This window comes from Promicromonospora kroppenstedtii (assembly GCF_044389675.1).
In the GTDB taxonomy this organism is placed as follows: domain Bacteria; phylum Actinomycetota; class Actinomycetes; order Actinomycetales; family Cellulomonadaceae; genus Promicromonospora; species Promicromonospora kroppenstedtii.
The window spans coordinates 222,198-246,071 of the sequence record NZ_JBIRYI010000002.1 but is presented as its reverse complement, the minus strand read 5'-3'; the positions used below and the strand labels follow the sequence as shown (position 1 = coordinate 246,071).

The 23,874-nt window shown below is 73.1% G+C and carries 24 protein-coding genes; 13 read left to right on the top strand and 11 right to left on the bottom strand.

Going from position 1 to position 23,874, the window contains the following annotated elements:
- The first annotated feature begins 58 nt into the window (after positions 1-58).
- Positions 59-619, top strand: a complete 561-nt coding sequence (locus tag ACH47X_RS04875; RefSeq protein ID WP_397401948.1) for a hypothetical protein — start codon at positions 59-61, stop codon at positions 617-619.
- A 129-nt stretch (positions 620-748) separates the two neighbouring features.
- Here the strand turns inward: ACH47X_RS04875 and ACH47X_RS04870 are convergent, their stop codons facing one another.
- Complete coding sequence (locus ACH47X_RS04870; RefSeq protein ID WP_397401946.1) at positions 749-1,450, bottom strand: response regulator; 702 nt, start codon at positions 1,448-1,450, stop codon at positions 749-751.
- Positions 1,447-3,150: a sensor histidine kinase gene (locus ACH47X_RS04865; RefSeq protein WP_397401944.1), complete on the bottom strand. Its 1,704-nt coding sequence runs from the start codon at positions 3,148-3,150 to the stop codon at positions 1,447-1,449. The genes ACH47X_RS04870 and ACH47X_RS04865 overlap by 4 nt, the downstream gene beginning before the upstream one ends.
- A gap of 131 nt (positions 3,151-3,281) precedes the next feature.
- Here ACH47X_RS04865 and ACH47X_RS04860 point away from each other — a divergent pair, with 131 nt between their 5' ends.
- From ACH47X_RS04860 to ACH47X_RS04845, 4 genes are all read left to right on the top strand, one after another.
- Complete coding sequence (locus ACH47X_RS04860) at positions 3,282-4,676, top strand: cation:dicarboxylate symporter family transporter (protein WP_397401942.1); 1,395 nt, start codon at positions 3,282-3,284, stop codon at positions 4,674-4,676.
- Between the two features lie 156 nt (positions 4,677-4,832).
- The gene (locus ACH47X_RS04855; protein ID WP_397401940.1) at positions 4,833-5,579 is read left to right on the top strand and encodes an SDR family oxidoreductase; all 747 of its coding nucleotides are present in this window, start codon (positions 4,833-4,835) and stop codon (positions 5,577-5,579) included.
- Entirely contained in the window at positions 5,576-6,514 is a 939-nt protein-coding gene (locus ACH47X_RS04850; protein ID WP_397401938.1) for an SDR family oxidoreductase, read from the top strand. Before ACH47X_RS04855 ends, ACH47X_RS04850 begins: the two co-directional genes overlap by 4 nt.
- 109 nt (positions 6,515-6,623) lie before the next feature.
- Positions 6,624-7,250, top strand: a complete 627-nt coding sequence (locus ACH47X_RS04845) for a TetR/AcrR family transcriptional regulator (RefSeq protein ID WP_397401936.1) — start codon at positions 6,624-6,626, stop codon at positions 7,248-7,250.
- A gap of 8 nt (positions 7,251-7,258) precedes the next feature.
- Here ACH47X_RS04845 and ACH47X_RS04840 read toward each other — a convergent pair whose 3' ends face one another.
- The 5 genes from ACH47X_RS04840 to ACH47X_RS04820 form a co-directional block, all read right to left on the bottom strand.
- Positions 7,259-8,239 (bottom strand): AEC family transporter, encoded by a 981-nt coding sequence (locus ACH47X_RS04840; RefSeq protein ID WP_397401934.1) that lies wholly within the window; start codon positions 8,237-8,239, stop codon positions 7,259-7,261.
- A gap of 22 nt (positions 8,240-8,261) precedes the next feature.
- Positions 8,262-9,590, bottom strand: coding sequence for an enolase C-terminal domain-like protein (locus tag ACH47X_RS04835; RefSeq protein WP_397401932.1), 1,329 nt, complete (start codon positions 9,588-9,590; stop codon positions 8,262-8,264).
- A complete protein-coding gene (locus ACH47X_RS04830; RefSeq protein ID WP_397401930.1) occupies positions 9,587-11,197 on the bottom strand; it encodes an aldehyde dehydrogenase (NADP(+)) in 1,611 nt (536 codons plus the stop codon). Before ACH47X_RS04830 ends, ACH47X_RS04835 begins: the two co-directional genes overlap by 4 nt.
- Before the next feature lie 42 nt (positions 11,198-11,239).
- Positions 11,240-12,217: a 5-dehydro-4-deoxyglucarate dehydratase gene (gene kdgD / locus ACH47X_RS04825; RefSeq protein ID WP_397401928.1), complete on the bottom strand. Its 978-nt coding sequence runs from the start codon at positions 12,215-12,217 to the stop codon at positions 11,240-11,242.
- A gap of 138 nt (positions 12,218-12,355) precedes the next feature.
- Positions 12,356-13,234 (bottom strand): LysR family transcriptional regulator, encoded by an 879-nt coding sequence (locus ACH47X_RS04820; RefSeq protein WP_397401926.1) that lies wholly within the window; start codon positions 13,232-13,234, stop codon positions 12,356-12,358.
- Positions 13,235-13,371: 137 nt separating this feature from the next.
- On the opposite strand from ACH47X_RS04820, the gene ACH47X_RS04815 reads away from it, so the two are divergent.
- The 4 genes from ACH47X_RS04815 to ACH47X_RS04800 are packed head-to-tail and all read left to right on the top strand — an operon-like array spanning position 13,372 to position 16,969.
- Positions 13,372-14,391 (top strand): tripartite tricarboxylate transporter substrate binding protein, encoded by a 1,020-nt coding sequence (locus ACH47X_RS04815; protein WP_397401924.1) that lies wholly within the window; start codon positions 13,372-13,374, stop codon positions 14,389-14,391.
- A 33-nt stretch (positions 14,392-14,424) separates the two neighbouring features.
- Positions 14,425-14,976, top strand: a complete 552-nt coding sequence (locus ACH47X_RS04810) for a tripartite tricarboxylate transporter TctB family protein (RefSeq protein WP_397401922.1) — start codon at positions 14,425-14,427, stop codon at positions 14,974-14,976.
- 35 nt (positions 14,977-15,011) lie between these two features.
- Positions 15,012-16,577, top strand: a complete 1,566-nt coding sequence (locus tag ACH47X_RS04805; protein ID WP_397401920.1) for a tripartite tricarboxylate transporter permease — start codon at positions 15,012-15,014, stop codon at positions 16,575-16,577.
- Positions 16,574-16,969, top strand: a complete 396-nt coding sequence (locus ACH47X_RS04800) for a universal stress protein (protein WP_142034532.1) — start codon at positions 16,574-16,576, stop codon at positions 16,967-16,969. Before ACH47X_RS04805 ends, ACH47X_RS04800 begins: the two co-directional genes overlap by 4 nt.
- Positions 16,970-16,984: 15 nt before the next feature.
- Here ACH47X_RS04800 and ACH47X_RS04795 read toward each other — a convergent pair whose 3' ends face one another.
- Both ACH47X_RS04795 and ACH47X_RS04790 read right to left on the bottom strand, forming a co-directional pair.
- Entirely contained in the window at positions 16,985-17,701 is a 717-nt protein-coding gene (locus ACH47X_RS04795; protein WP_397401917.1) for a FadR/GntR family transcriptional regulator, read from the bottom strand.
- 63 nt (positions 17,702-17,764) lie between these two features.
- Positions 17,765-18,898, bottom strand: a complete 1,134-nt coding sequence (locus ACH47X_RS04790; protein WP_397401915.1) for an L-talarate/galactarate dehydratase — start codon at positions 18,896-18,898, stop codon at positions 17,765-17,767.
- 94 nt (positions 18,899-18,992) lie between these two features.
- Here ACH47X_RS04790 and ACH47X_RS04785 point away from each other — a divergent pair, with 94 nt between their 5' ends.
- The 3 genes from ACH47X_RS04785 to ACH47X_RS04775 all read left to right on the top strand — a co-directional run bounded on the left by ACH47X_RS04785 (position 18,993) and on the right by ACH47X_RS04775 (position 21,482).
- The gene (locus ACH47X_RS04785) at positions 18,993-19,934 is read left to right on the top strand and encodes an NAD-dependent epimerase/dehydratase family protein (RefSeq protein WP_397401913.1); all 942 of its coding nucleotides are present in this window, start codon (positions 18,993-18,995) and stop codon (positions 19,932-19,934) included.
- Between the two features lie 166 nt (positions 19,935-20,100).
- Positions 20,101-20,547, top strand: a complete 447-nt coding sequence (locus tag ACH47X_RS04780) for an ArsR/SmtB family transcription factor (RefSeq protein WP_397401911.1) — start codon at positions 20,101-20,103, stop codon at positions 20,545-20,547.
- Positions 20,544-21,482 (top strand): cation diffusion facilitator family transporter, encoded by a 939-nt coding sequence (locus ACH47X_RS04775; protein WP_397401909.1) that lies wholly within the window; start codon positions 20,544-20,546, stop codon positions 21,480-21,482. Before ACH47X_RS04780 ends, ACH47X_RS04775 begins: the two co-directional genes overlap by 4 nt.
- A gap of 54 nt (positions 21,483-21,536) precedes the next feature.
- Here ACH47X_RS04775 and ACH47X_RS04770 read toward each other — a convergent pair whose 3' ends face one another.
- The gene (locus tag ACH47X_RS04770; protein ID WP_036963368.1) at positions 21,537-22,148 is read right to left on the bottom strand and encodes a TetR/AcrR family transcriptional regulator; all 612 of its coding nucleotides are present in this window, start codon (positions 22,146-22,148) and stop codon (positions 21,537-21,539) included.
- Between the two features lie 84 nt (positions 22,149-22,232).
- Here ACH47X_RS04770 and ACH47X_RS04765 point away from each other — a divergent pair, with 84 nt between their 5' ends.
- Positions 22,233-22,664 (top strand): nitroreductase/quinone reductase family protein, encoded by a 432-nt coding sequence (locus ACH47X_RS04765; protein ID WP_397401906.1) that lies wholly within the window; start codon positions 22,233-22,235, stop codon positions 22,662-22,664.
- A 5-nt stretch (positions 22,665-22,669) separates the two neighbouring features.
- Here ACH47X_RS04765 and ACH47X_RS04760 read toward each other — a convergent pair whose 3' ends face one another.
- Positions 22,670-23,788, bottom strand: a complete 1,119-nt coding sequence (locus ACH47X_RS04760; protein WP_397401904.1) for an epoxide hydrolase family protein — start codon at positions 23,786-23,788, stop codon at positions 22,670-22,672.
- Between the last annotated feature and the right edge of the window lie 86 nt (positions 23,789-23,874).

Genomic DNA, 23,874 nt, shown 5'->3' with positions numbered 1-23,874 from the left:
AACCGCACAGTATGTTGATGCGTTGCCCGAGGACTCGACACCAACAGAGAGCGTGCGCATGACGAACCTGTCCGACTTCACCGATGACGAGCTCGACCAGATCCTGGACGCACCGGGTGCCGTGCTGAAGGGCGCGACCCTCGCCGACGGGCAGCCCGGGGCGATCCAGTTCTTCAAGGAGATGGCCTCGGGAGCCAAGGTGTTCCGGGAGGCGCAGGAGCACGAGAACGACTTCGTCCGCGCGGTCGCGGTCGCGATGCGCGCCCGGCTGGGCGAGCAGGACGCGGCCGGGGCAGAGGCCGTCCGCAACCCCGCGTCACAGGTCGGCGCCGCCCCCGCTGCCGCCGCCACCGACCGTGCGGCCACCGAGGGCGCGCGGCCGGACCCCGAGGGCGAGACGGCCCGCGCGGTCGAGCTGACCAGCGCCTCGGTCAAGGTGCTCCGCGAGCGCGCGGACGCCGCCGACGTCGAGGCCTACGCCGACTGGATCCTGCGGATCGCCGAGGAGGTCGCCGAGGCCGCCGGCACCAAGGAGGGCGGCTTCTTCAGCAAGCGCGTGCTGGTCTCCGCGGGTGAGCGCGACTTCATCGACCGGCTGACGGCCGCCGTCGGGCGCTGACTTCTCCGTCCCTTTGAGGCCTAAGTTTCTTCGCTTTGAGCTGGCTCAAAGCGAAGAAACTTAGGCCTCAAAGGGATCGGCCGCCCAGGAGCCGGCCTCAAAGGGGATCGGGCTCACGGCGGGTCGGGCTCACAGCGAGTCGGCGCGCTGCCGGGCGTACTCCAGCTCCGGCCGGCCGCGCGTGCCGTACCGGGGCGCGCGGGTCGCGACGCCGCGGTCGGCCAGGAACTCCAGGTACCGGCGGGCCGTGATCCGCGCCAGGTGCAGCTCGTCGGCCACCTCGCTCGCCGACAGCGGCCCGGCCGCCCGGGCCAGCAGGTCGGACACGGTGTCGAGCGTCTCCTGCGACAGGCCCTTGGGCAGCCCCGCGGCGTTGGAGGTGCGCAGCGCGGCGAAAGCGGTGTCCACCTCGCGCTGGCTCATCGTCGAGACGGGCGAGCGCATCTGGTCGAAGTACTTGCGGTACGCGCCGAGCTTCTCGGCGAACAGCCCGAACGCGAACGGCTTGATCAGGTACTGCACGACGCCGACGGCGACCGCCTCGCGCACCACCTCCAGCTCGCGGGCCGCGGTCACGGCGATCACGTCCACCACCAGGCCCGCCGCGCGCAGCTGCCGGCACAGCACGAGGCCGTGCCGGTCGGGCAGGTTCATGTCCAGCAGGAGCAGGTGCACCTCGTCGCCGGCCGCCTGGGCGTCGCGCAGCGCGCGCACGGTCTCGCTCGCGGTGTGCACCACCCCGGCCAGCTCGAACCCATCCACCCGGCGCACGTACTCGCCGTGCGCCTCGGCCGTGTGCGGGTCGTCCTCCACGACCAGCACCCGGATCACGCGGGCACCTCGGCGGGCGGGGCCGCCTGCCCGACGGCGTCGGGCCGGGGCAGCGTGACCGTGAAGACGGCCCCGGTGCCCGCGCCGCGGGAGACCTCGATGTCGCCGCCGAAGCTCTCCACCACCTGCCGCACGAGCGCCAGGCCGTAGCCGCGCCCGCCCGCCACGGCGTCCTTGGTGCTCCAGCCCTGGTCGAAGATGCGGTCCAGGTCGGCGTCCGCGATGCCCGCGCCGCTGTCGGACACCTGGAACACCAGCGAGCCGTCGTCGCCGTTGGCGAGGTAGATCTCCACCCACGCCTCCGGGGCCTGCCCGGCGCCGTCCGGGCCGGTGTCCTGCCGGGCGAGGTCCAGCGCGTGCGCGGCCGCGGCGTCGATCCCGTTGTCGATCAGGTTGCCCAGGATCGTGACCACGTCCACTGGCTCCAGCCAGTGCGTGCCCGGCGTCAGGTGCGTCTCGAAGTGCATCTCGACGGCGCGCTCGCGGGCCTGGGCGGCCTTGCCCAGCACGAGCGCGGCGATCACCGGCTCCTCGATCGCCTGGACCACGCGGTCGGTGAGCCGCTGGCCCAGGTCGCGCTCGCCGGCCACGAACCGCAGCGCCTCGTCGCTGCGGCCCAGCTCGATGAGCGTGGCGATGGTGTGCAGGCGGTTGCTGAAGTCGTGGGTCTGGGCGCGCAGCGCCTCGGAGATGGTGCGCACCGACGACAGCTCGCCCGTCACGCGCTGCAGTTCGGTCCGGTCGCGCAGCGAGACCACCTCGCCGACGTTGCGCCCGGCCGCCGCCGCGGTGTCGCGGCCCACGAGCAGCACGCGGTCGCCCACGCGGACCGGCCCCTCCGGCGCGGCGCCGCCCAGCAGGTCGCGGACGGCGGGGGACAGGCGCGGGTCGGCCACCGCGAACGGGGCCGTGAGGTCCGGGACGTCCAGCAGGCGCAGCGCCTCGTCGTTGGCCAGCACCACCGTGCCGTCCTCGACCAGGAGCATGCCCTCCTCGACGGAGTGCAGCACCGCCTCGTGCGCGGTGAACAGGTGGGCCAGCTCGTCGGGGCCCTTGCTCTCCGTGATCCGGTCCAGCCGCCGGGCCAGCAGCGTCGCGGCGACGGCGCCCGTGCCGAACGCCAGGAGGGTGCCGACGCCCACGATCACCAGGCGCGGCACGATGCTGTCCCACAGCCGGTCGAGCGTGACCCCGGCCGAGACCATGCCGACCACCTCGCCGTCGTCGGTCACCACGGGCACCACGGCGCGCACCGACGGGCCGAGCGTGCCGTCGTAGACCTCCGTGAACGTCTCGCCCCGCAGCGCCGGCGCGGTGGTGCCCACGAACTCGCGGCCGATCTGCCACGTGTTGCGGTGGGTGTACCGGGTGCGGTCGGTGTCCATCACGGTCAGGTAGTCGATCTCCGTGGTCGCCATGACGCGCTCGGCGTACGGCTGCAGCAGGGCGGAGACCTCGGCGACGGTGCCCTCCCGGTCCGTGCCGGCGGCGGCGTGCGCCTTCGCGACCGTGTCGATCACCAGCGACTCCGCCGCGACCGTGGCCGCCAGGTCTGTGCTCTCCTTCGCGGCGTGCGACTCCGCCGACGACCGGGCGTCGAGCGCCAGCAGCCCGAACACGATGACCGCGCCGGCGAACAGGAGTGCCGTGTGCACGGCGAGGAACCACCTCGCGATACTCGCACCCCGCCGCTGCGCCACGGGACCCATTGTGACCCGCCCGCGTCCCGCCCGGGACCACGTCGAGAACACTATGTACGCAATGGTGGGGTTCGCCGCCGCCACCAGCACTCTTGTCGCTGACCACACAGCGTTGTGAGAGGAACACACCCATGGCGGAAACACAGTCCGCCGGTGCCGGGACCACCCCGCGCCGCCGGCTCGACAAGAGTCACTACCTGTACATCGCGGTGATCGTCGCCGTCGTCGCCGGCGTCATCGTGGGCCTGGCCTCCCCGGAGACCGGAGTGGCGCTGAAGCCGCTCGGCACCGGGTTCGTGGCCCTGATCAAGATGATGATCTCGCCGGTCATCTTCTGCACCATCGTGCTGGGCATCGGCTCGATCGCGAAGGCCGCCACCGTGGGCCGGGTCGGCGGGCTGGCGCTGCTCTACTTCCTCGTGATGTCCACGTTCGCGCTGTTCATCGGCCTGGTCGTCGGCAACGTGCTGCACCCGGGCGAGGGCCTGAACATCGCTGGGGCCAGCTACGAGGCGGAGGGCGAGGCCGAGGGCCTGGTCGACTTCGTGCTCGGCATCATCCCCACCACGCTCGTCTCGCCGCTCACCGGCGAGTCGGTGCTGCAGACCCTGTTCGTGGCCCTGCTCGTCGGGTTTGCCATCCAGCAGCTCGGCGCGCGCGGCAAGCCCGCGCTCGACGCCATCCGCATGATCCAGGCGATCGTTTTCCGCGTCCTGACGATGATCCTCTGGGTCGCCCCCGTGGGTGCGTTCGGCGCCATCGCGGGCGTCGTCGGCGAGACCGGCTGGGGCGCCGTCGTCGCGCTCGGCACGCTGATGATCGGGTTCTACCTCACCTGCATCGTGTTCATCGCAGTGGTGCTGGGCGCCGTGCTGTGGTTCGTGGCCCGCGTGAACATCTTCTCGCTCATGAAGTACCTGGCGCGCGAGTACCTGCTGATCGTCAGCACCTCGTCGTCCGAGGCGGCCCTGCCGCGCCTGATCGCCAAGATGGAGCACCTGGGCGTGTCCAAGCCGGTGGTGGGTATCACGGTGCCGACCGGCTACTCGTTCAACCTGGACGGCACCGCGATCTACCTGACCATGGCGTCGCTGTTCATCGCCTCCGCGATGGGCACGCCGCTGTCGGTGCCGGAGCAGATCGGCATGCTCGCGTTCATGATCATCGCGTCCAAGGGCGCCGCCGGCGTCACCGGCGCCGGCCTGGCCACCCTCGCGGGCGGCCTGCAGACCTACCGCCCCGACCTGGTCGACGGCGTGGGCATCGTGGTCGGCATCGACCGGTTCATGTCCGAGGCCCGCGCGCTGACCAACTTCACGGGCAACGCCGTGGCCACGGTGATCATCGGCACCTGGACCAAGGAGATCGACCGGGCCCGCGTCGACGAGGTGCTCTCGGGCCACCTCCCGTTCGACGAGGCCGCCGCGGACGACCTCCACGGCCCGGGGGACGACGCCGCCGACACCACCGGCGACGACACCGAGCGCGCCGACAGCCGCCGGGCGAAGGTGGCGGAACCCGTCTGACCGATTCCCACTGACTGACGACGGCCGGGCTGCTCTGGGGGCGCCCGGCCGTCGTCCTTTTTCGTGTGCCAGGCGACGGTCGCGGGAATATATGGACGCGGCGTGCACTTGTGTGTTTATATGAACGCACAGTCCACATCGACCAGGGAGTATCCCGTGAGCACCACCAGCACCAGCACCCCACGCGTCGCGCTCGTCACCGGCGGGTCCGGCGGCATCGGCCGCGCCGTCGTCGCACGCCTCGCCGCCGACGGCTACGCCGTCGCCGTCCACTACGCGGGCAACCAGGCCCGGGCCGACGAGGTCGTGGCCGAGGTCCAGGCCGCCGGCGGCCGTGCGATCACCGTCGGCGGGGACGTCGCGGACGAGGCCGCGATGGCGGCCGCCTTCGACGCGACGGAGGCGGCGTTCGGAGGCGTCGACGTCGTCGTCAACACGGCCGGGATCATGATCCTGGGCCCGGTCGCGACCTTCGACCTCGACGACCTCGACCGCATGCACCGCACCAACATCCGCGGCACGTTCGTCGTCGCCCAGCTCGCCGCGAACCGCCTGCGCGCCGGCGGCGCGCTGATCAACTTCTCGACGTCGGTGGCCCGGACCCAGTTCCCGAACTACGCGCCGTACGTGGCCAGCAAGGCCGCCGTCGAGGGAATGACCCTGATCCTGGCCCGCGAGCTGCGCGGCAAGGACATCACCGTGAACGTGGTGGCTCCCGGCCCCACGGCCACCCCGCTGTTCCTGAACGGCAAGGACGAGCAGACCATCTCGAACCTGGCGAACGCCGTGCCGCTCGAGCGCCTCGGCCAGCCCGAGGACATCGCCGAGTCGGTCGCCTTCCTGGCCGGGCCCGCGCGCTGGGTCAACGGCCAGGTCATCTACACCAACGGGGGTCTGGCATGAGCGCCGTCGTCGTCATCACCGGGGCGTCGAGCGGGTTCGGGGCGCTGACGGCGCGCGCCCTGGCCGCCGCGGGCCACACCGTGTACGCGGGGATGCGGCAGACCGAGGGGCGCAACGCGCCACAGGTCGACGCCACCGCGGCCTGGGCGAGCGAGCACGACGCCGACCTGCGGGCGATCGAGCTCGACGTGAGCTCGCAGGAGTCGGTCGACCGGGCCGTCACGCAGATCGAGGCCGAGCACGGCCGGATCGACGTGCTGGTCCACAACGCCGGGCACATGGTGGTCGGGCCGGCCGAGGCGTTCACGCCGGATCAGCTCGCGCAGCTCTACGACGTCAACGTGCTGTCCACCCAGCGTGTGAACCGGGCGGTCCTGCCCGGCATGCGTCGGCGCGGCGCGGGGCTCGTGATCTGGGTGTCCAGCTCCAGCGTCAAGGGCGGCACCCCGCCGTACCTCGCGCCCTACTTCGCGGCCAAGGCGGGCATGGACTCCCTCGCGGTCTCCTACGCCGCGGAGCTGGCCCGCTGGGGCGTCGAGACGTCGATCGTGGTGCCGGGCTCGTTCACGAGCGGCACCAACCACTTCGCGCACGCCGGGCACCCGGCCGACGCCGCGGTGGAGGCCGACTACGAGACCCGGTACGCCGGACTGATGGGCCAGGTCGCGGAGAAGCTGGCAGCCCTGGCCCCCGACGCCGACGTGTCGCTCGTCTCGGACGAGATCGCGCGCATCGTGGCCCTGCCCGCCGGGCAGCGGCCCTACCGGGTACACATCGACCCGGCCGACGACGGCTCCGAGGCGGTCTCGGACCTCGCGGACCACACCCGAGCCGAGTTCCTGACCCGGGTAGGCCTGGCCGACCTGCTGACGGTCGCGGCGGCGAGCGCGGGCGCGGGCGCTGCGCCTCCGGATGGTCGGCAGGATGTCAGATGATCGGCAACCCGGGCGACCGATCACCTGACGTCCTACCGACCGAGCGGAGGGGCGCCCGCCCGCATCTACACTGGCGCGCAGCCCTGGCAGGGGAACTGGAGGAGGGCACATGAGCGAGCAGGCGACGGCGGCCGGCACCGAGCAGGCACCCGCCCGCGGCCGGGGCCGCGGGCGGCGGCCCGCCGACGAGGTGCGTGCCGACGTGCTGCGCACCGCCGGCGAGCTGCTGCTGGCCGAGGGCATCGCCGACCTGACGTTCGAGCGGGTCGCGCGCCTGTCCGGCGTCAGCAAGACGACGCTGTACAAGTGGTGGCCCTCCAAGGGCGCGCTGGCCCTGGACGGCTACTTCCACGCGGTGCAGCACACGCTCGCCTTCCCCGACACGGGCGACATCCGCGCCGATCTGCGCGACCAGCTCCGCGCGTTCGTGCACCTCATGACCACGACGCCCGCGGGCCGCATCCTCGCGGAGCTGATCGGCCAGTCGCAGACGGACCCGGACCTCGCCGTCGCCTACCGCACGCTGTACTCCTCCGAGCGGCGGCGGCTCGCGGCCGAGCGGCTGCGGGCGGCGCAGGAGGCGGGGCAGGTGCGGGACGACGTAGACGTGCAGGTGGTGGTCGACCAGCTCTGGGGCGCGGTCTACCACCGGCTGCTGGTCCCGGACGAGCCGGTCACGGAGGCGTTCGCGGATGCCCTGGTGCAGAACGTGCTGACGGGCATCACCCGCCCCTGACGCCGCACCTAGCCCAGGAGGAGCGTGATCAGCAGGGAGGCCGGGAGGGCCAGGAGCATGCTCAGGAGGGTGACGTCGCGGACCGACGTCGTCGCCAGGCGGAAGTGGCCCGCGAACAGGAACACGTTCTGCGCCGTGGGCAGCGCCGCCATGAGCACCACACCGAGCAGGTCCAGGCCGTCCAGCCCGAACAGGAACCGGCCCACCACCCAGGCCAGCGCCGGCATGACCAGCGACTTGAGCACGGTGCCGAGCACCACCTCGGCACGGGCCTCGCGGCCCAGGGGGCGCTGGCCGCGCAGAGACATGCCGAACAGCAGCAGGAGCAGCGGCACCGACGCCGCACCCAGCATCTCGACCGGCTGCGCCAGCACCACCGGAAGATCCAGGGAGACCGCCGCGGCCAGCAGACCCAGCCCCGTCGCGACCGTCACCGGGTTGGCCAGCGAGCGGCCCAGGGTCGCGCCCAGCGAGCGGGAGGTGCTCCCGGGAACGACGGCGTCCCCGGCGGCCTCCGCGAACCGCGCCGCCCGCGCGGCCCGGTACCGGCACCAGGCGAACACCGACAGGTACACCGGCGCGACCACCAGCAGCTGCGCGATCAGCACGGAGACCACCGGGGCCGCCGTTCCCACCGCGTACAGCGCGATCGGCACGCCGATGTTGCCCGCGTTCACGTACGAGCTGGCCATCGCCCCGGCCGCGACCGGGCCGGCGGGCCGCCGCAGCAGCCCGCCGGCGACCAGCGCGTACAGCAGCCCCGTGGCGGCCGCCGTGATCAGCGCGATCGGGGTGTAGGTGCGCAGCACGGCGCTCAGGTCGGCGTCGGACATGAGCTGGAACATCAGCGCCGGGTTGGTGATGTAGTACACCAGCGGCGCGATGCCGCGCTGCATGGCGTGGGCCTCGCCGGGCAGCAGCCATGCCGCGACGAACCCCACGCCCACCAGCACGAGCACGATCGCGAACCCGAGCAACACCCCCGTCACGGGCAGGCCACCGGAGGGCGCCTCATCGCACGAGGCACGGGCGCTTCGGGTCGAACTCCCACTCCGGGACCAGGTACTGCATCGCGACCGCGTCGTCGCGGGCGCCGAGCCCGTGCTCCAGGTACAGCGCGTGCGCGGCGGCCAGGCGCTCGCGGTCGAGCTCGACGCCCAGGCCCGGCGTCGTCGGCACCTGGATCTCGCCGCCCCGGATCTGCGGCGGGGCGGTGGTCAGGCCCTGCCCGTCCTGCCAGATCCAGTGCGTGTCCAACGCCGTGATCTCGCCGGGCGCCGCGGCCCCGACGTGCGTGAACATGGCCAGGGAGATGTCGAAGTGGTTGTTGGAGTGCGACCCCCAGGTGAGCCCGAACTCGTGGCAGAGCTGGGCCACGCGGACCGAGCCCGCCATGGTCCAGAAGTGCGGGTCTGCCAGCGGGATGTCGACGGCGCCCGCGCGCACGGCGTGCGCCATCTCCCGCCAGTCGGTGGCGATCATGTTGGTCGCCGTGGGCAGCCCGGTCGCCCGCTTGAACTCGGCCATGACCTCCCGGCCGGAGAACCGGCCCTCCGCCCCGCAGGGGTCCTCCGCGTAGGCGACGACACCCCGCATGCGCCGGCCGAGCCGGATCGCGTCCTCGAGCAGCCAGCCGCCGTTGGGGTCGAGGGTGATCCGGGCGTCGGGGAACCGCCTCTTGAGGGCTGTCACCGTGTCGACCTCGAGGTCGCCGGCCTGGACGCCGCCCTTGAGCTTGAAGTCGGTGAACCCGTACCGCGCCGCGGCGGCCTCGGCCAGCCGCACCACGGCCTCGGGCGTCATGGCCTCCTCGCGGCGCAGCCGCCCCCACGCGTCGGACCCGTCGTCCCCGCGCAGGTACGGCAGGTCGGTCGCGCCCGGGTCGCCCACGTAGAACAGGTAGCCGAGCATCGGCACGGCGGTGCGCTGGACGCCGTCGCCGAGCAGCTCGGCCACGGGCACGCCCAGGTCCTGGCCGTGCAGGTCGAGCAGCGCCGACTCCAGGGCCGTGACCGCGTGCACCGTGGTGCGCAGGTCGAAGGTCTGCAGCCCGCGCCCGCCGGCGTCGCGGTCGGCGAAGGTGCGGGCGACGCCGCGCAGCAGGGAGCGGTACCGCGCCACCGGCTGCCCGACGACGACCCGCCCGGCCTCCTCGATCGTGGACCGGATCTTCTCCCCGCCGGGCACCTCGCCCAGCCCGGTGCGGCCGTCGGAGTCGGTGACGATCGCGACGTTCCGCGTGAAGAACGGGGCGTGGGCGCCGGACAGGTTCAGCAGCATCGAGTCGTGGCCCGCCACGGGCACGACCTCGACGGCGGCGATCGTAGGGTGCGCGCTCACCGGGCGGCCTCCGCCGCCTCGGTCCCGGTGACGTCGAGCACGCCGTCGACCCGCCGCGTCAGGTGCCACGGGTTGTCCGACCGCAGTGGCTCCGGCAGCAGGAACTCCGGGAGATTCTGGTAGGCCACCGGGCGCAGGAACCGCTCGATCGCCAGCGTGCCCACCGAGGTGGTGCGCCCGTCCGACGTCGCCGGGAACGGGCCGCCGTGGACCATCGCGTGCCCCACCTCGACGCCGGTGGGCCAGCCGTTGGCCAGGATGCGGCCTGCCTTGCGCTCCAGCACGGGCAGCAGCGCCGTGGCGGTGTGCTGGTCGTCCTCGGTCAGGTGCAGTGTCACGGTGAGCTGGCCCTCGAGCCGCTCGACGGCGGCCAGCAGTTCGGCGGCGTCGGCGTACCGGACCACCAGGGAGGCCGCGCCGAAGATCTCTGCCTGCAGCACGGGGTTGCTCAGCAGCGTCGGCACCGCGCTGGCGAAGACGGCGGGCGCGGGGGCGTTGCGCGTCGCGCCCGGGGACCCGGCCCCGAGCAGCGTGACGCCGTCCTGCGCGGCGAGCGTGTCGACGCCGTCCTGCCAGGCGCGGGCGATGCCGTCGGTGAGCATGGTCTGCCCGGCCGCGGCGGCCGCGGCACGCCCGGCGGCGGCCACGAACGCGTCGCCGCGCTCGCCGTCCGGAACGAACACGAGGCCCGGGGCGGTGCAGAGCTGGCCCGACGAGCCGGTCACCGACGCGAGGTACGCGGTGGCGAGCGCGTCGACGTCGCCGGCCAGGGCGCCGTCGAGCAGGATCGTGGGGTTGATCGAGCTCATCTCGGCGTAGACGGGGATCGGCACGGGCCGCGCGGCGGCCGCCTCGACGAGCGCGAGCCCGCCGCCGCGGGAGCCGGTGAAGCCGACGGCCTGGATCACGGGGTCGGTGACCAGGGCCTGGCCCACGACCTTGCCCGGCCCGTAGACCAGCGAGAAGACGCCGGGGTGCAGGCCGCAGGACGCGACGGCGTCGGCCACGGCGCGGCCCACGAGCTCGGCCGTGCCCGGGTGCGCGTTGTGCGCCTTGACGACGACGGGGCAGCCCGCGGCGAGCGCGGAGGCGGTGTCGCCGCCCGCGGTGGAGAAGGCGAGCGGGAAGTTGCTGGCGCCGAACACCGCGACGGGGCCGACGGGCACCTTGCGCTGCCGGATGTCCGCGCGGGGCAGGGGAGTGCGGTCGGGCAGGGCGGGGTCGATCCGCACGCCGCGGTGGTCGCCCTGGCGCACGACCTGCGCGAACAGGCGGAGCTGGTTCGTGGTGCGGGCCACCTCGCCCGTGAGGCGGGCCGCCGGGAGGCCGGTCTCCTGCATGGCGCGCGCGACGACGTCGGGCGCGATCGCCTCGATGTTGTCGGCCACCTGCTCCAGGAACCGGGCGTGGGGCTCGGGGGCAAGCGCGGAGAAGGAGGCGAAGGCCTCGTTCGCGGCGGCCGTGGCCTGGGCGACCTGCGCCTCGTCGAGCAGCGAGTAGGCGGGTTCGAGCGCCTGGGCGGTGGCCGGGTCCTGCCCGGCGAAGGTGCCGGCGGTGCCCCGCAGGGGCGCGCCGGCGACGATCGAGTGGCCGGTGAGCTGGGTCATGGAGTGTCTCCTGGGACGTTCGGGTCAGCCGAGGGCGTTCGGTCAGCCGGCCAGCGTGCCGGCGGCGGCGGTGGTGTCGGCGGCGGCGATGTCGACGGCGGGGCGCACCCCGGCGGCGTCGATCAGGGCGCCGAGGTCCGCGAGGTCCTGGTCGGTGAGGTCCTGCAGGGGCGCGCGCACGCTGCCCATGTCGCGGCCGATCGCCTTCATGCCGCCCTTGACGATCGAGACGCCGTACCCCTTGGTGCGGTCGCGGATGTCGAGGTAGGGCAGCACGAACCGCCGCAGCTTCTCGGTGACGGCCGCGTGGTCCTGCGCCCGTACGTCGCGGTAGAACTCCAGGGCGAACTCGGGCACGAAGTTGTACATGGCCGAGGAGTACGTGCTCATGCCGAGCTGCAGCAGCGGCAGGGCGTAGGTCTCGGCGGTGGGCAGGCCGCCCAGGTAGAACAGGCGGTCGCCGTTGGTGGCGTAGACGCGCGTGAGGTGCTCGATGTCGCCGATCGCGTCCTTGAACCCGATGAAGTTGGGGTGGCGCTCGGCGAGCCGCGCGACGGTCTGTGCCGAGTAGATCGCGTTGCCGCGGTTGTAGACGATGACGCCGAGGTCGGTCGCGGCGCAGACGGCGGAGGCGTGCTCCAGCAGCCCGTCCTGGTCGGCCTCGGTGAGGTACGGCGGCAGGAGCAGCAGCCCCTCGGCGCCGGCGTCCTGCGCGGCGCGCGCGTTCTGGATCGCCTGGGCGGTGTTGCCGCCCGCGCTGCCGAGCACCGGGGTGCGGCCGGCGGCGGTGTCGACGGCGAGCCGCACCACCTCGGCGGACTCCTGCGGCGTCAGGCTGAAGCCCTCGCCCGTGCCGCCGGCGGCGAACAGGCCGCCGATCCGGAAGCTCGACTGCCAGTCGATGTGGTCGCGGTACCGCTGCTCGTCGATCGCGCCGTCCGCGGTGAACGGCGTGACGGGGAACGACAACAGCCCGTCCTTGAGGGCGACGGCGAGCTCCCGGGGTGCATACGTGGCCAAGGGTGGCCCCCTCCTGTGACAGACGTCGGCGATGACATGCTGATCGGCTAGGTTCTCGGGGCCACGGTAAGAACCGTCCACGATGCCTGTCCAAGCCCAAAACGGCATCAACTCATGCCGCAACTGCATCGCCGGTTCTCAGGACGAGGGGTGCAGGTAGCGCAGGAACTCGTGCAGGGCCGGGTTCTTCGAGCTCCGGTCCCAGATGGCGTGGAGCTCGACGACGCCGTGCGGCACGTCGAGCTCCACGAAGGTCACGCCCGGCAGCCCCAGCAGGCGCGCCGACTCGGGCACGAACGCGACGCCGCGCCCTGCGGCGACCAGCGAGCACATCGTCAGGATCTGGCTGACGACGTGCACCACGTTGCCGTGCTCGACGGCGATGTACCGCACCACCATGTCGTAGAAGTACCGCGCCTTGGTGGGGTGGTGGCCGACGACGGGCTGGTCGCGCAGGTCGGCGGCGGTCACGGGACGGTCCAGACGGGTCAGCGCGTGGCCGGGCGGCACGGCCAGCACGAGGTCCTCGGACAGCAGGAGCCGGGAGTCGAAGCTCTCCTGGTCGAACGGCGGCCGGCCGAGCGCCAGGTCGAGCTCGCCGCGGCGGATCGCCTCGATCTGCTCGATCGTCACCAGCTCCTGGAGGTCGAGGTCGACGTCGGGCATGTAGTCGGTGATCTCCTGCACCAGCGTGCCCAGCAGGCTGAACCCCGAGGCGGCGGTGAACCCGAGGCGCAGCACGCCGGCGCGGCCCGCGGCGATCTTGCGGGCCAGGGCCGGGGCGGCGTCGGCGGCGGTCAGGAGGCGCCGGGCCTCCTCGAGGAACACGGTGCCGGCCGTCGTCAGCTCGACGTGCCGGTTGTCGCGCTCCAGCAGGGGGACGCCGACCGCGCGTTCCAGCTTCTGGACCTGACGGCTCAGGGGCGGCTGGGTCATGTTGAGTCGTTCCGCCGCGCGGCCGAAGTGGAGCTCTTCCGCGACGGCGAGGAAGCAGCGGACCTGATCGAGGGTGTACACGATGGCCTTTCCGGGAATTGATGCATTCCGAGTATCAGGCAATGCAGTAAGAGGCTTAGACAGGCATCGTATGGGCTTCCTATGCTCAACGCCCGACCGGCAGATGCCCGTCGAAGATCTCAACGAGGAGAGCTGTGATGACAACTCCTGACCGCCGTAGCCCCCGCCTCCGCCGTGCCGCCCTGGGTGCCACCGCCGCGGCCGCGGCCCTGACGCTCGCCGCGTGCGGCGGCAACGTGGGCGCCGCCGGGGGCGGCGAGGGCGAGGACTTCCCGTCCGGCCCGGTGACCATCACCGTGGGGCAGGACGCCGGCGGCTCGACCGACCTCATCGCCCGCGCCGTGGCCGAGGGCATGGCCGAAGACCTCGGCGTGGCGGTCCCCGTCGTCAACCGGGCCGGGGCCAACGGCGCCCTGGCGACCGAGGAGGTCGCGGGCAAGCCGGCCGACGGGTACGAGCTGGTGCTGCTGAACGCCTCCCTCATCACCATCACGCCGCTGGCGGTGTCCGAGGACGAGGCCGTGGACCTGGCTGACCTCGACGTGATCAAGGGCCTCTCGCAGGACGACTACGTGCTGCTGGCCAGCGTGGACTCCGGCTTCGAGACCCTGGACGACCTCAAGGGCGCGTCCGGCGAGATCAAGTACGGCACCACGGGCGTGGGTACCGGTTCGCAGCTCGCCCAGGCCGCGCTGTTCGCGCAGGCGGAGATCGACGGCACGGCCGTCCCGTTCGACTCGGGCTCGCCCGCGCTGACCGCCGTCGTCGGCGACCAGGTGCAGGTGGCCACGGTGCAGCTCGGCGAGGCCAAGCCGCAGATCGACGCCGGCAAGGTGGTGCCGCTGCTGGCCTTCTCGGCCGAGCGCAACCAGTTCCTGCCCGACGTGCCGACGGCCGTCGAGGAGGGCTACGACGTGCCCGTCTCGCAGTACCGCGCGCTGGCCGCGCCCAAGGGTCTGCCCGAGGACGTCAAGGCCCGGCTCGTGGAGTCGATCGACGCCGCCATCGCCTCGGACACCTACACCTCGTTCAACGAGAACAACCTGCTGACGCCGCACGAGATCTCGGGCGAAGAGGTCACCACCGAGTGGACCGAGCTCGCCGAGAAGTACAAGGCGCTCACCGAGGAGTACGACATCAGCCTCGCAGAGGGCTGATCCCTCGTGGCAACGGCAACCAAGGAGGCACGCGTGGACGGCAGCTCGAACGGCAGGCCGGACGGCGGGGCGGACGGCGCCGCTGCCGTCGCGCCCGCCGACCCGGCCCGGGCGCTGGCCGAGGAGTGGGCCGAGGACGCCCCGCCGCCCGCCGGCCCGGTCGCGAACCTCGCGGCCGGCCTGGTCACGGCCGGCGTCGGCGTCCTGGGGGCGGTGACGGCGCTCGGCCTGGGCCTCGGCACCCTGGAGCAGCCGGGCGCGGGGCTGTGGCCGCTGGCGATCAGCGTCGCGGTGATCGTCCTGTCGCTGGCCCAGGTGTTCATCGGACGCCGGGGCGGCGACGGCGAGAAGTTCTCCCGGTACTCGTGGTTCTCCCTCGTGGGTCTCGCGACCCTGCTGGGACTCGTGGCGTTGCTGCCCGTGATCGGCTTCGAGATCCCCGCCCTGGTGCTGAGCCTCGTCTGGATGAAGTTCCTCGGCGGCGAGTCCTGGCGCTCCGCCGTCCTGTACTCGGTGCTCGTGGTCGGGGTGCTGTACGGGGTCTTCGTCGGGGCGCTCGGCACCAACGTCCCGCACCTCTTCTGACCGCACCGCAGGTCTGATCCGCAAGGGAAACGCACGTGGAATCACTGCAGAACGTAGCCGCCGGGTTCGCCGTCGTGCTCGAACCGACGAACCTGCTGTACTGCCTCGTCGGGGTGGTCATCGGCATGCTCATCGGGGTGCTGCCGGGTCTCGGCCCGGCGGCCACCATCGCCATCCTGCTCCCGCTCACCTACGGCGTGGAGCCGGTCACCGCCATCATCATGCTCGCCGGGATCTTCTACGGCGCCCAGTACGGCGGCACCATCACGTCCGTGCTGCTACGCCTGCCGGGCGAGGCCAGCTCGGTGGTCACGGTCCTGGACGGGCACGCGCTCGCCAGGAAGGGCAAGGCGGGTACGGCGCTGGGCGTCGCCGCCGTCGGGTCGTTCATCGGTGGCACCGTCGCCATCGTCGGACTGACTTTCCTGGCGCCCGTCGTGGCGGGCTTCGCCCTCGACTTCGGCCCGCCCGAGTACGCCGCCCTGGCCCTGCTGGGCATCCTCCTGGTCTCGACCATCGCGTCCGGCGCCAAGGTCAAGGCGCTCATCGCCGCGGCGATCGGCCTGCTGCTGGCCACCGTCGGGCGCGACGCCTTCACGGGCGCCGAACGCTTCACGTTCGACAGCCTGAGCCTGGCCGACGGCATCGACTTCGTGCCCGTCGCGATGGGCCTGTTCGGCCTCGGCGAGATCCTCTACAACCTGGAGGAGCGGCACCGCGCCGTGCACGCGCCCGGCAAGGTCGCCAACGTCTGGCCGTCGCGCAAGGACCTCAAGGAGTCGTCGGGCGCCGTCGCCCGTGGGTCGGTGCTCGGGTTCTTCCTCGGCATCCTGCCCGGCGGTGGCGCGACCATCGCCTCCATGGCCGCCTACGCGGCCGAGAAGAAGCGCGCCAAGGACCCGAGCCGGTTCGGCAAGGGCGCCATCGAGGGCGTGGCCGGGCCGGAGACGGCGAACAACGCCGCCGCCACCAGCTCGTTCATCCCGCTGCTCACGCTCGGCATCCCCGCCAACGCGACCATGGCGCTCATGTTCGGTGCGCTGCTCATCCAGGGCATCACCCCTGGCCCGCAGCTCGTGTCCGAGCACCCCGAGCTGTTCTGGGGCGTCGTCAACTCGATGTACATCGGCAACGTGCTGCTGCTGATCATGTCGATCCCGCTGGTCGGCGTGTTCGTCCGCATCCTGCGGGTGCGCGCGGCGATCCTGGCGCCGGTCACGGCCCTGATCACCATGATCGGCGCCTACACGATCAACAACTCGGTGTTCGACGTCCTGCTGGTCGTCGTCTTCGGGGCCGTCGGGTACCTGATGAAGAAGTTCGGCTTCGAGCCGGGCCCGCTCGTCCTGGCGTTCGTGCTGGGCTCGCTCCTGGAGTCCAGCCTGCGGCGCTCGCTGCTGATGTTCGACGGGTCGGCCGCGGGCTTCTTCACCCGGCCCATCTCCGCGACGCTGCTGGTCGTGTTCGTGGTGGTGGCCGTGCTGCCCCTGATCCGTGCCGTCCGCGAGCGGCGGGCGGCCGCGGAGCCGGCCGGCGTCGCAGCCGCTGGTGGGTCGTCCGACGGTGCGTCGGCGAAGAACCGAGAGGAAGAGTCAGTATGAGCATCGTCGTCGGCTACGTGCCCACGCCTGCGGGGGAGGCCGCCGTCAGGGCGGCGACCGCCGAGGCCGCGCTGAGGGGCGAGGACCTCCTGGTGGTCAACTCGGCCCGCGAAGGTGCGGTGGTCGAGACCACCGTCGCCGCCGAGGAGGACCTGGACCGGGTGGTCGAGCAGGCCGCCGCGGCGGGCGTGGCGGCCAAGGTGGTGCGCGGCACGCACCGGGACGACTTCACCGACGAGATCCTGGACCTCGCCGACCAGCACGATGCGTCGCTGATCGTGATCGGCCTGCGCCGCCGCAGCACGGTCGGCAAGTTCATCATGGGCTCGGTGGCGCAGCGCATCCTGCTCCAGGCCGACCGCCCGGTCCTGGCGGTCAAGCCCCCGCGCTGACCCGCCTCCACGTGGTCAACGACTCCCCGACTCCGTCTCCAGGCGGCGGCGGGACGACGTCAGGTGGACCCGCATGGCCGCAGCCGCGGCCTGCGGGTCCTTCGCGTCCAGGGCGTCCCGGATGGCCTGGTGCTCCTGGACGACGGCGGTGAAGCGGCCGGCATCGTGGTGCCCGTCGGTCGGCAGTGCCTCGTCCCCGCTGTGGCGGTCGAGCCGCCCGCGCGGCATCGCGATCATCTGCGGGCCCAGCCGGTCCAGCGCCTCCAGGAGGAACCTGTTGCCCGCGGCCTCCGCGACGAGGCGGTGGAACGCGAAGTCGTGCTGCATCGCCGTGGCGGGATGCCCGTCCGATGAAGCGAGCGCGTCGAGCCGGTCGCCCAGTGCCGCGAGCTGCGCGGGTGTGCGCCGGACGGCGGCCAGTGCGGCGGCCTCGGTCTCCAGCGCGATGCGGTACTCCACGAGCGCGAGCCGGTCGGCCAGGGACCGGGCGACGGGCGCGCCGTCGTCGTCCTCGGTGGGCGGGGTCAGGGCGTAGCTGCCGCTGCCGCGCCGGGTGTGGACCAGGCCCTCCAGGTTGAGGCGCGCGATGGCCTCCCGGACCACGGTGCGGCTGACCTGGTGCTCGACGGCGAGGCGCGGCTCGCTCGGCAGCTTCTCGCCGGGGGCGATGTCGCCGTTGACGATGCGCGTGCGCAGCGTCTCCACGAGGGTGCCGCTCAGGGTCTGGGCCATGGCCTCATGCTTCCATCTCGGACGGGACCGCCCCCACCGGACGGGCCGGTGGGGGCAGGTGGGTCAGGCCGGGCCGAAGGTGGCGCTGTCCGTGGTCCACGCGCGGGCCTGCTCGCTGAACGTGACGCCCAGGCCGGGGCGGTCCGGGACGAGCATGCGGCCGTCCTTCGTCTCCAGCCGCTCGTCGAACAGCGGGTCGAGCCAGTCGAAGTGCTCCACCCACGGCTCGCGCGGGTACGTGGCCGCCAGGTGCAGGTGGATCTCCATCGCGAAGTGCGGCGCGAGGTCCAGGCCGGCCTGGTCGGCGAGCGTGAGGAGGCGCAGGAACTGCGTGATGCCGCCGACGCGCGGGGCGTCCGGCTGGATGATGTCGCACGCGCGGGTCGCGATGAGCCGCTCGTGCTCGGCGACCGAGGCCAGCATCTCGCCGGTGGCGATCGGGGTGTCCAGGGCGGCGGCGAGCGCGGCGTGGCCCTCGGCGTCGTAGGCGTCCAGCGGCTCCTCGATCCACACGAGGTCGAACTCCTCCAGCCGCCGGCCCATGCGCAGGGCGGTGGTGCGGTCCCACTGCTGGTTGGCGTCGACCATGAGCGGCACGTCGGCGCCGATGTGCTCGCGGACGGCGGCGACGCGCTCCAGGTCGCGCCGGTTGTCCGGCAGGCCGACCTTGATCTTGATGCCGCCGATACCCTCGGCGATCGACCGGCTCGCGCGCTCCTTGACCTCCTCGATGCTCGCGTTGAGGAACCCGCCCGAGGTGTTGTAGGTGCGCACGGAGTCGCGGTGCGCGCCCAGCAGCTTGGCCAGCGGCAGGCCCGCGCGCTTGGCCTTGAGGTCGTACAGGGCGATGTCGATCGCGGCCAGCGCCTGGGTCGCGACGCCGGAGCGGCCGACCGACGCGCCCGCCCACAGCAGCTTGGTGTACAGCTTGGCGATGTCGTTGGGGTCCTCGCCGATCGCGGCCTGGGCCACCTCCTTGGCGTGCGCGTACTGCGCGGGGCCGCCGGCGCGCTTGGAGTAGGAGAAGCCGAGGCCCTCGAACCCCTGCTCGGTGGTGATCTCCGCGAACAGGAAGACGACCTCGGTCATCGGCTTCTGCCGGCCGGTGAAGACCTTGGCGTCGGAGATCGCGGTGGCCAGCGGCAGCGTGACAGTCGAGAGCTGCACGGTCCGGATGGCGTCGGGCTGGTACGTCATGGCGCTCCTTTGCGGCGGGATGTTCGCAAGCGATCATACAAGTGGGAAATCTGTATGACTACATCCCGCCGGGTGCGGATGGCACGCTGAGCGCATGGCAACCCACCTCGTCGTCGGCGCCGGGCCTGTCGGCACCGCGCTCGCCCTCCGCCTCGCCCGGGCCGGACGCACCGTGGCCGTGGTGACCCGATCGGGCCGCGGCCCCGAGCGCCCCCGCGTCGAGCGAGTCGCCCTCGACGCCACCGACGCGCAGGCGCTCGCGGCGGCCGCGCGCGGCGCGGGCGTGCTCTACAACTGCGCGAACCCCGGCTCCTACCAGGCGTGGGAGCGCGGCTGGCCCCCGCTGGCCGCGGCGGCACTGCACGCCGCCGAGACCTCCGGGGCGGTGCTCGTGACGCTGGGCAACCTCTACGGGTACGGACCGGTCGACGGCGTCATGACCCGGGGCCTGCCGCTGGCGGCGTCCGACCACAAGGGTCGGCTCCGGGCGAGGTTGTGGCAGGAGGCGCTCGCCGCGCACCGCGCCGGGCGGGCGCGGGTCACCGAGGCGCGCGCGTCCGACTACATCGGGCCGACCGTGCCGGCGTCGCACGGCCTGCTGCCCATGTACGCGGCCTCGACGCTCGCCGGGAAGACCGCCTCCGTCATGGCCGACCCGGACCAGCCGCACACCTGGACCGCCGTCGACGACGTCGCCGCGACCCTCGTGGCGCTCGGCGCCGACGACCGGGCCTGGGGGTCGCCGTGGATCGTGCCGGCCAACCCGCCGGTGACCGTCCGCGAGGTGCTGCGGCAGCTCGGCGCGCGGGCCGGGACGGGGGAGCCGCGGCTGCGCCGGGTGCCGCGCGGCATGCTGCGGGCCGGGGGCCTCGTGGTGCCGCTGCTCCGCGAGGCCCTGGGCGTGCTGTACCAGTTCGACCGGCCGTTCGTCGCGGACGGCTCGGCGGCGACCAGGGAGTTCGGCGTCCGCCCGACGCCGTGGGCCGAGGTGCTCGACGCGACGGCGCAGGCCTGGAGGGCGCGGGCAGCGGGCTGAGGCGGGCTGCCGCCGTCGGGCGGGCCAGGGCCGCGCGGCCGTCGGGGCGCGTGGCTGCCGCCGTCGGCTGATCCCCTTTGAGGCCTAAGTTTCTTGTCTTTGGGCCGACCCAAAGACAAGAAACTTAGGCTTCGAAGGCGAGCGGGGGCGCTGATAGCATCGCCTTATGGCGATGACAAAGGTGCCGGACGATGTGAAGCCCGCCGAGTCCGAGGCGATGGCCGTGGCCTCGTACCTGTTCCACGGGTTCTCCGACCCGTCGCGGCTGGCGATCCTGCAGCACCTGGCCCTCGGCGAGCACCGCGTCGTGGACCTGACCGGGCACCTCGGCCTGGCGCAGTCCACGGTGTCCAAGCATCTGGCGTGCCTGCGCGACTGCGGGCTCGTCGAGTCCCGCCCGGAGGGCCGGGCGTCCGTGTTCTCGCTGACCCACCCCGAGGCGACGCTCAAGGTGCTCGCCGCCGCGGAGCAGCTCCTGGCGCTGACCGGCGACGCCGTCGCGCTGTGCCCGGTCTACGGCGCCGACGGTTCGGCGGCGCATGCGCCGGACGCGGTCGCACACCCGGCCGAGGCGCCTGCGCGCGTGGGCCGGACGACGGGGGCGTCGTCATGAGCCACGGTCACGGTCCCGGCGGCCACACGCACGGCGACGCGGGAGCGGCCGCGGGCGGACGACGGCGCCTCGCCGTCGCGTTCGGCATCACGGCGTCCGTCTTCGTGGCCCAGGCGGTCGGCGCCCTGCTCACGGGCAGCCTCGCGCTGCTGGTCGACACCGCGCACATGCTGACCGACGTCGCGGGCCTCGCCATCGCGCTCGGCGCGGCGTCGCTCGCGCTGCGGCCGCCGTCGCCGCGTCGCACCTGGGGGTTCCGTCGCGCCGAGATCCTGGCCGCGCTGGCCCAGGCCGCGGTGCTGCTCGCCGTCGGCGTCTACGCGCTGATCGAGGGCGTCAGCCGCCTGTTCGGGCCGGCGGAGGCGCCCGGTCCGGGCCTGCTGGTGTTCGGCGTCGTCGGCCTGGTGGGCAACGTCGTGGCGCTGCTCGTGCTCGCGGGCGGGCGCTCGAAGTCGTTCAACCTGCGCGCCGCGTTCCTGGAGGTGGTCAACGACGCGCTGGGCTCGGTCGCGGTGATCGCGGCCGCCGTCGTGATCGCGACGACCGGCTGGCAGCGCGCCGACGCCGTCGCCGGCCTGGTCATCGCCGTGCTGATCCTGCCCCGGGCCGCCCGGCTGCTGGCCGACTCCGCGAGCGTGCTGCTGGAGTCGACCCCGCCCGGCATGGACCTGGACGAGGTCCGGGCCCGGCTGCTGGAGGTGGAGCACGTCGAGGAGGTCCACGACCTGCACGCGTCGCTCGTCGCGACGGGGCTGCCGACCATCAGCGCCCACGTCGTGGTGCGCGACGTGTGCTTCCGCGACGGGCAGGCGCCGCCCGTGCTCGACGCCCTGCAGCGGTGCGTGGCCACCCAGTTCGACGTGCGGGTGGAGCACTCGACGTTCCAGCTCGAGCCCGCCGAGCACGCCCGGCACGAGGCGCCGACGCACGCCTGATGCGCGGTCGGCTTGCCGCGACCGGGGTCTCGACGGGCTCGACCGGCGGCGTGGTTACACCCCGGAGACCCCGCACACCCGCTCGACCAGGTCGCGCCAGCCCGCCTCGAACCGGGCCGTGGGCTCCGGCCCCGCCAGCTCCGGGCCCGCGAAGAGCCGGAGCAGCAGCGGGCCGTCCAGCGCGTACGCGAGCTGGCCCGCGAGCACCTCGATGTCGGCGCCCGGCAGGTCGACCTCGCGCAGCAGCACGCGCAGGTGGATCTCGGACAGCGGCCGACGCCGCCCGGCCGCGTGGCGCCCGTCGAGCGTGGCGCGGGCGACGGCGTGGTGCTCGGCGAGGAACCGGACCCGGGCCGTGCCGTACGCGACGATCCGGTCGACCGGCGGCGCCCCGGGGCCGAGCGGCGGCGGACCGCTGAGCACCTGCTGCTGCAGGTCGCGCTCGGCGTCGTCGAGCAGCGCCTGGAAGATGCCCGCCCGCGACCCGAACCGCCGGAAGACCGTGCCCTTGCCGAGCCCGGAGCGCTCGGCGAGGAGGTCCATCGTGAGGCACTCGGGCCCCACCTCGGCCAGGAGCTCCCGCGCGCTGGCGAGCAGCAGCTGCCGGTTGCGCGCGGCGTCGGCCCGCTCCGGCCGCGGTGTGCCCCACGTCATCGGCGTGCTCATGTCCGGATGCTATCCGGCGGCGCGTAAGCGGGGTAAAGTCCGGTTGGTCGGCCAGGGGGCCGGCACGGGTCTCTGGAGGACGACATGACAGACATGAACACCGGGGTCATCGAGGCGTTCCGCGCGAACGCGGGCGTGCTCGGCGAGGAGGTCGCCGGCGGGCACTTCCTGGGCAAGCGGCTGGTGCTGCTGCACCACGTGGGCCGCGTCAGCGGCAAGGAGTACGTGACACCGCTGGTGGCCGCCACCGACGGCGACGCCTACCTGGTCGTGGGCTCGATGGGCGGCGCGCCCAAGGACCCGACGTGGGTGGCCAACGTGGAGGACGGCGCCGGCGAGACCACCATCGAGGTGGGCGACCAGACCCTCCGGGCCACCACCACGGTCGTGCGCCCGACGTCGCCCGAGTGGGAGCGGCTCTACGGGATCTGGGCCGCGTACTGGCCCGACGCCAAGGTGTACGAGACCCACACCGACCGCAAGTTCCCGGTGATCCGGCTCGAGCCCAAGGCCTGACCCGGTCAGCTCGGGCCGACCGACCGGACGAACTCCCGCACGCGCGCCGCCATCTCCTCGGGCACCTCGCCCACCGTGAAGTGACCGCCCTCTTCCAGTCGGTCGAACACGCGCAGGTCGAGGTAGTGGCGGCGTGCGAGCGACTCGGGGTAGCCGGCCTCGTGCCGCTGGACGAACACCGCTGCCGGCACGGTCGTCGGCGCGATCGGGTCGGGCTGGTCGGCGCCCTCGTAGTAGGGCCGGAACGATGACCCGATGGTCTGGGTGGCCCAGTAGATCGTCGCCTCGGTGAGGATCCGGTCGCGCGAGATGCGCTGCTCCACCGCGCGCGGGTCGCCGGGCGGGGTGTCGCTCCACTCGACGAGCTTCTCGGTGAGCCATGCCAGCAGCCCGGCGGGGGAGTCGTTGAGGGCCGTGGCGAGCGTGTCGGGCCGCGTGGCCTGGACGTGGCCGTAGGCGCCGTCGGTCTGGTGCCGCGCGGCGATGCCGTCGAAGAACTCCCGGGCCGCGGGGTCCTCGAGCGCCGCCCGCTCCGACGTGGTCGGGAAGTGCGCGTGCGTGGCGACGATGCCCGCGACGTGCTCCGGGTACCGGGCCGCGATGAGGTCGCTGACGTTCGCCGTGACGTCCTCGCCGTAGGTGAGGTACCGGTCGTGGCCGAGCACGTCGGTCATCAGCGCGTGCATCGTGCCCGCCAGCCGCTTCTCGGACATCGGGCCGTCCGCGTACGGCGCCGAGAACGCGAAGCCGGGCAGGCTCGCCACCACGACATGGAAGTCGGGCAGCAGGTCCGCGAAGTCGAGCTGCAGGGCGAACGTGTGCGGCCACCCGTGCATCACGAGCAGCGCCGGCGCGTCCGGCTCCGCCGAGCGCAGGTGCACGAAGTGCACGTCCGCGTCGTCGATCGTGGCGACGAACTGCGGGTGCGCGTTCAGCCAGGCCTCCCGCGCGCGCCAGTCCCAGCTGATCCAGTGGTCCACGAGCTCGTGCAGGTAGGACGCCGTCATGCCGGACGGCGGACGCCGGGGCGACTCGGCGGGGATCCGGCTGCGTGCCAGGCGGTCGCGCAGGTCGGTGAGGACCTGGTCGGGGACGTGGACGGTGAAGGGCCGGGGGTCGCTCATGGCCCGACGGTAGACGCGGTCACTGACATCGACCGGCCGCCCGCCCGTGTCAGACGTACAGGTCACCCGGGTGACCTGTACGTCTG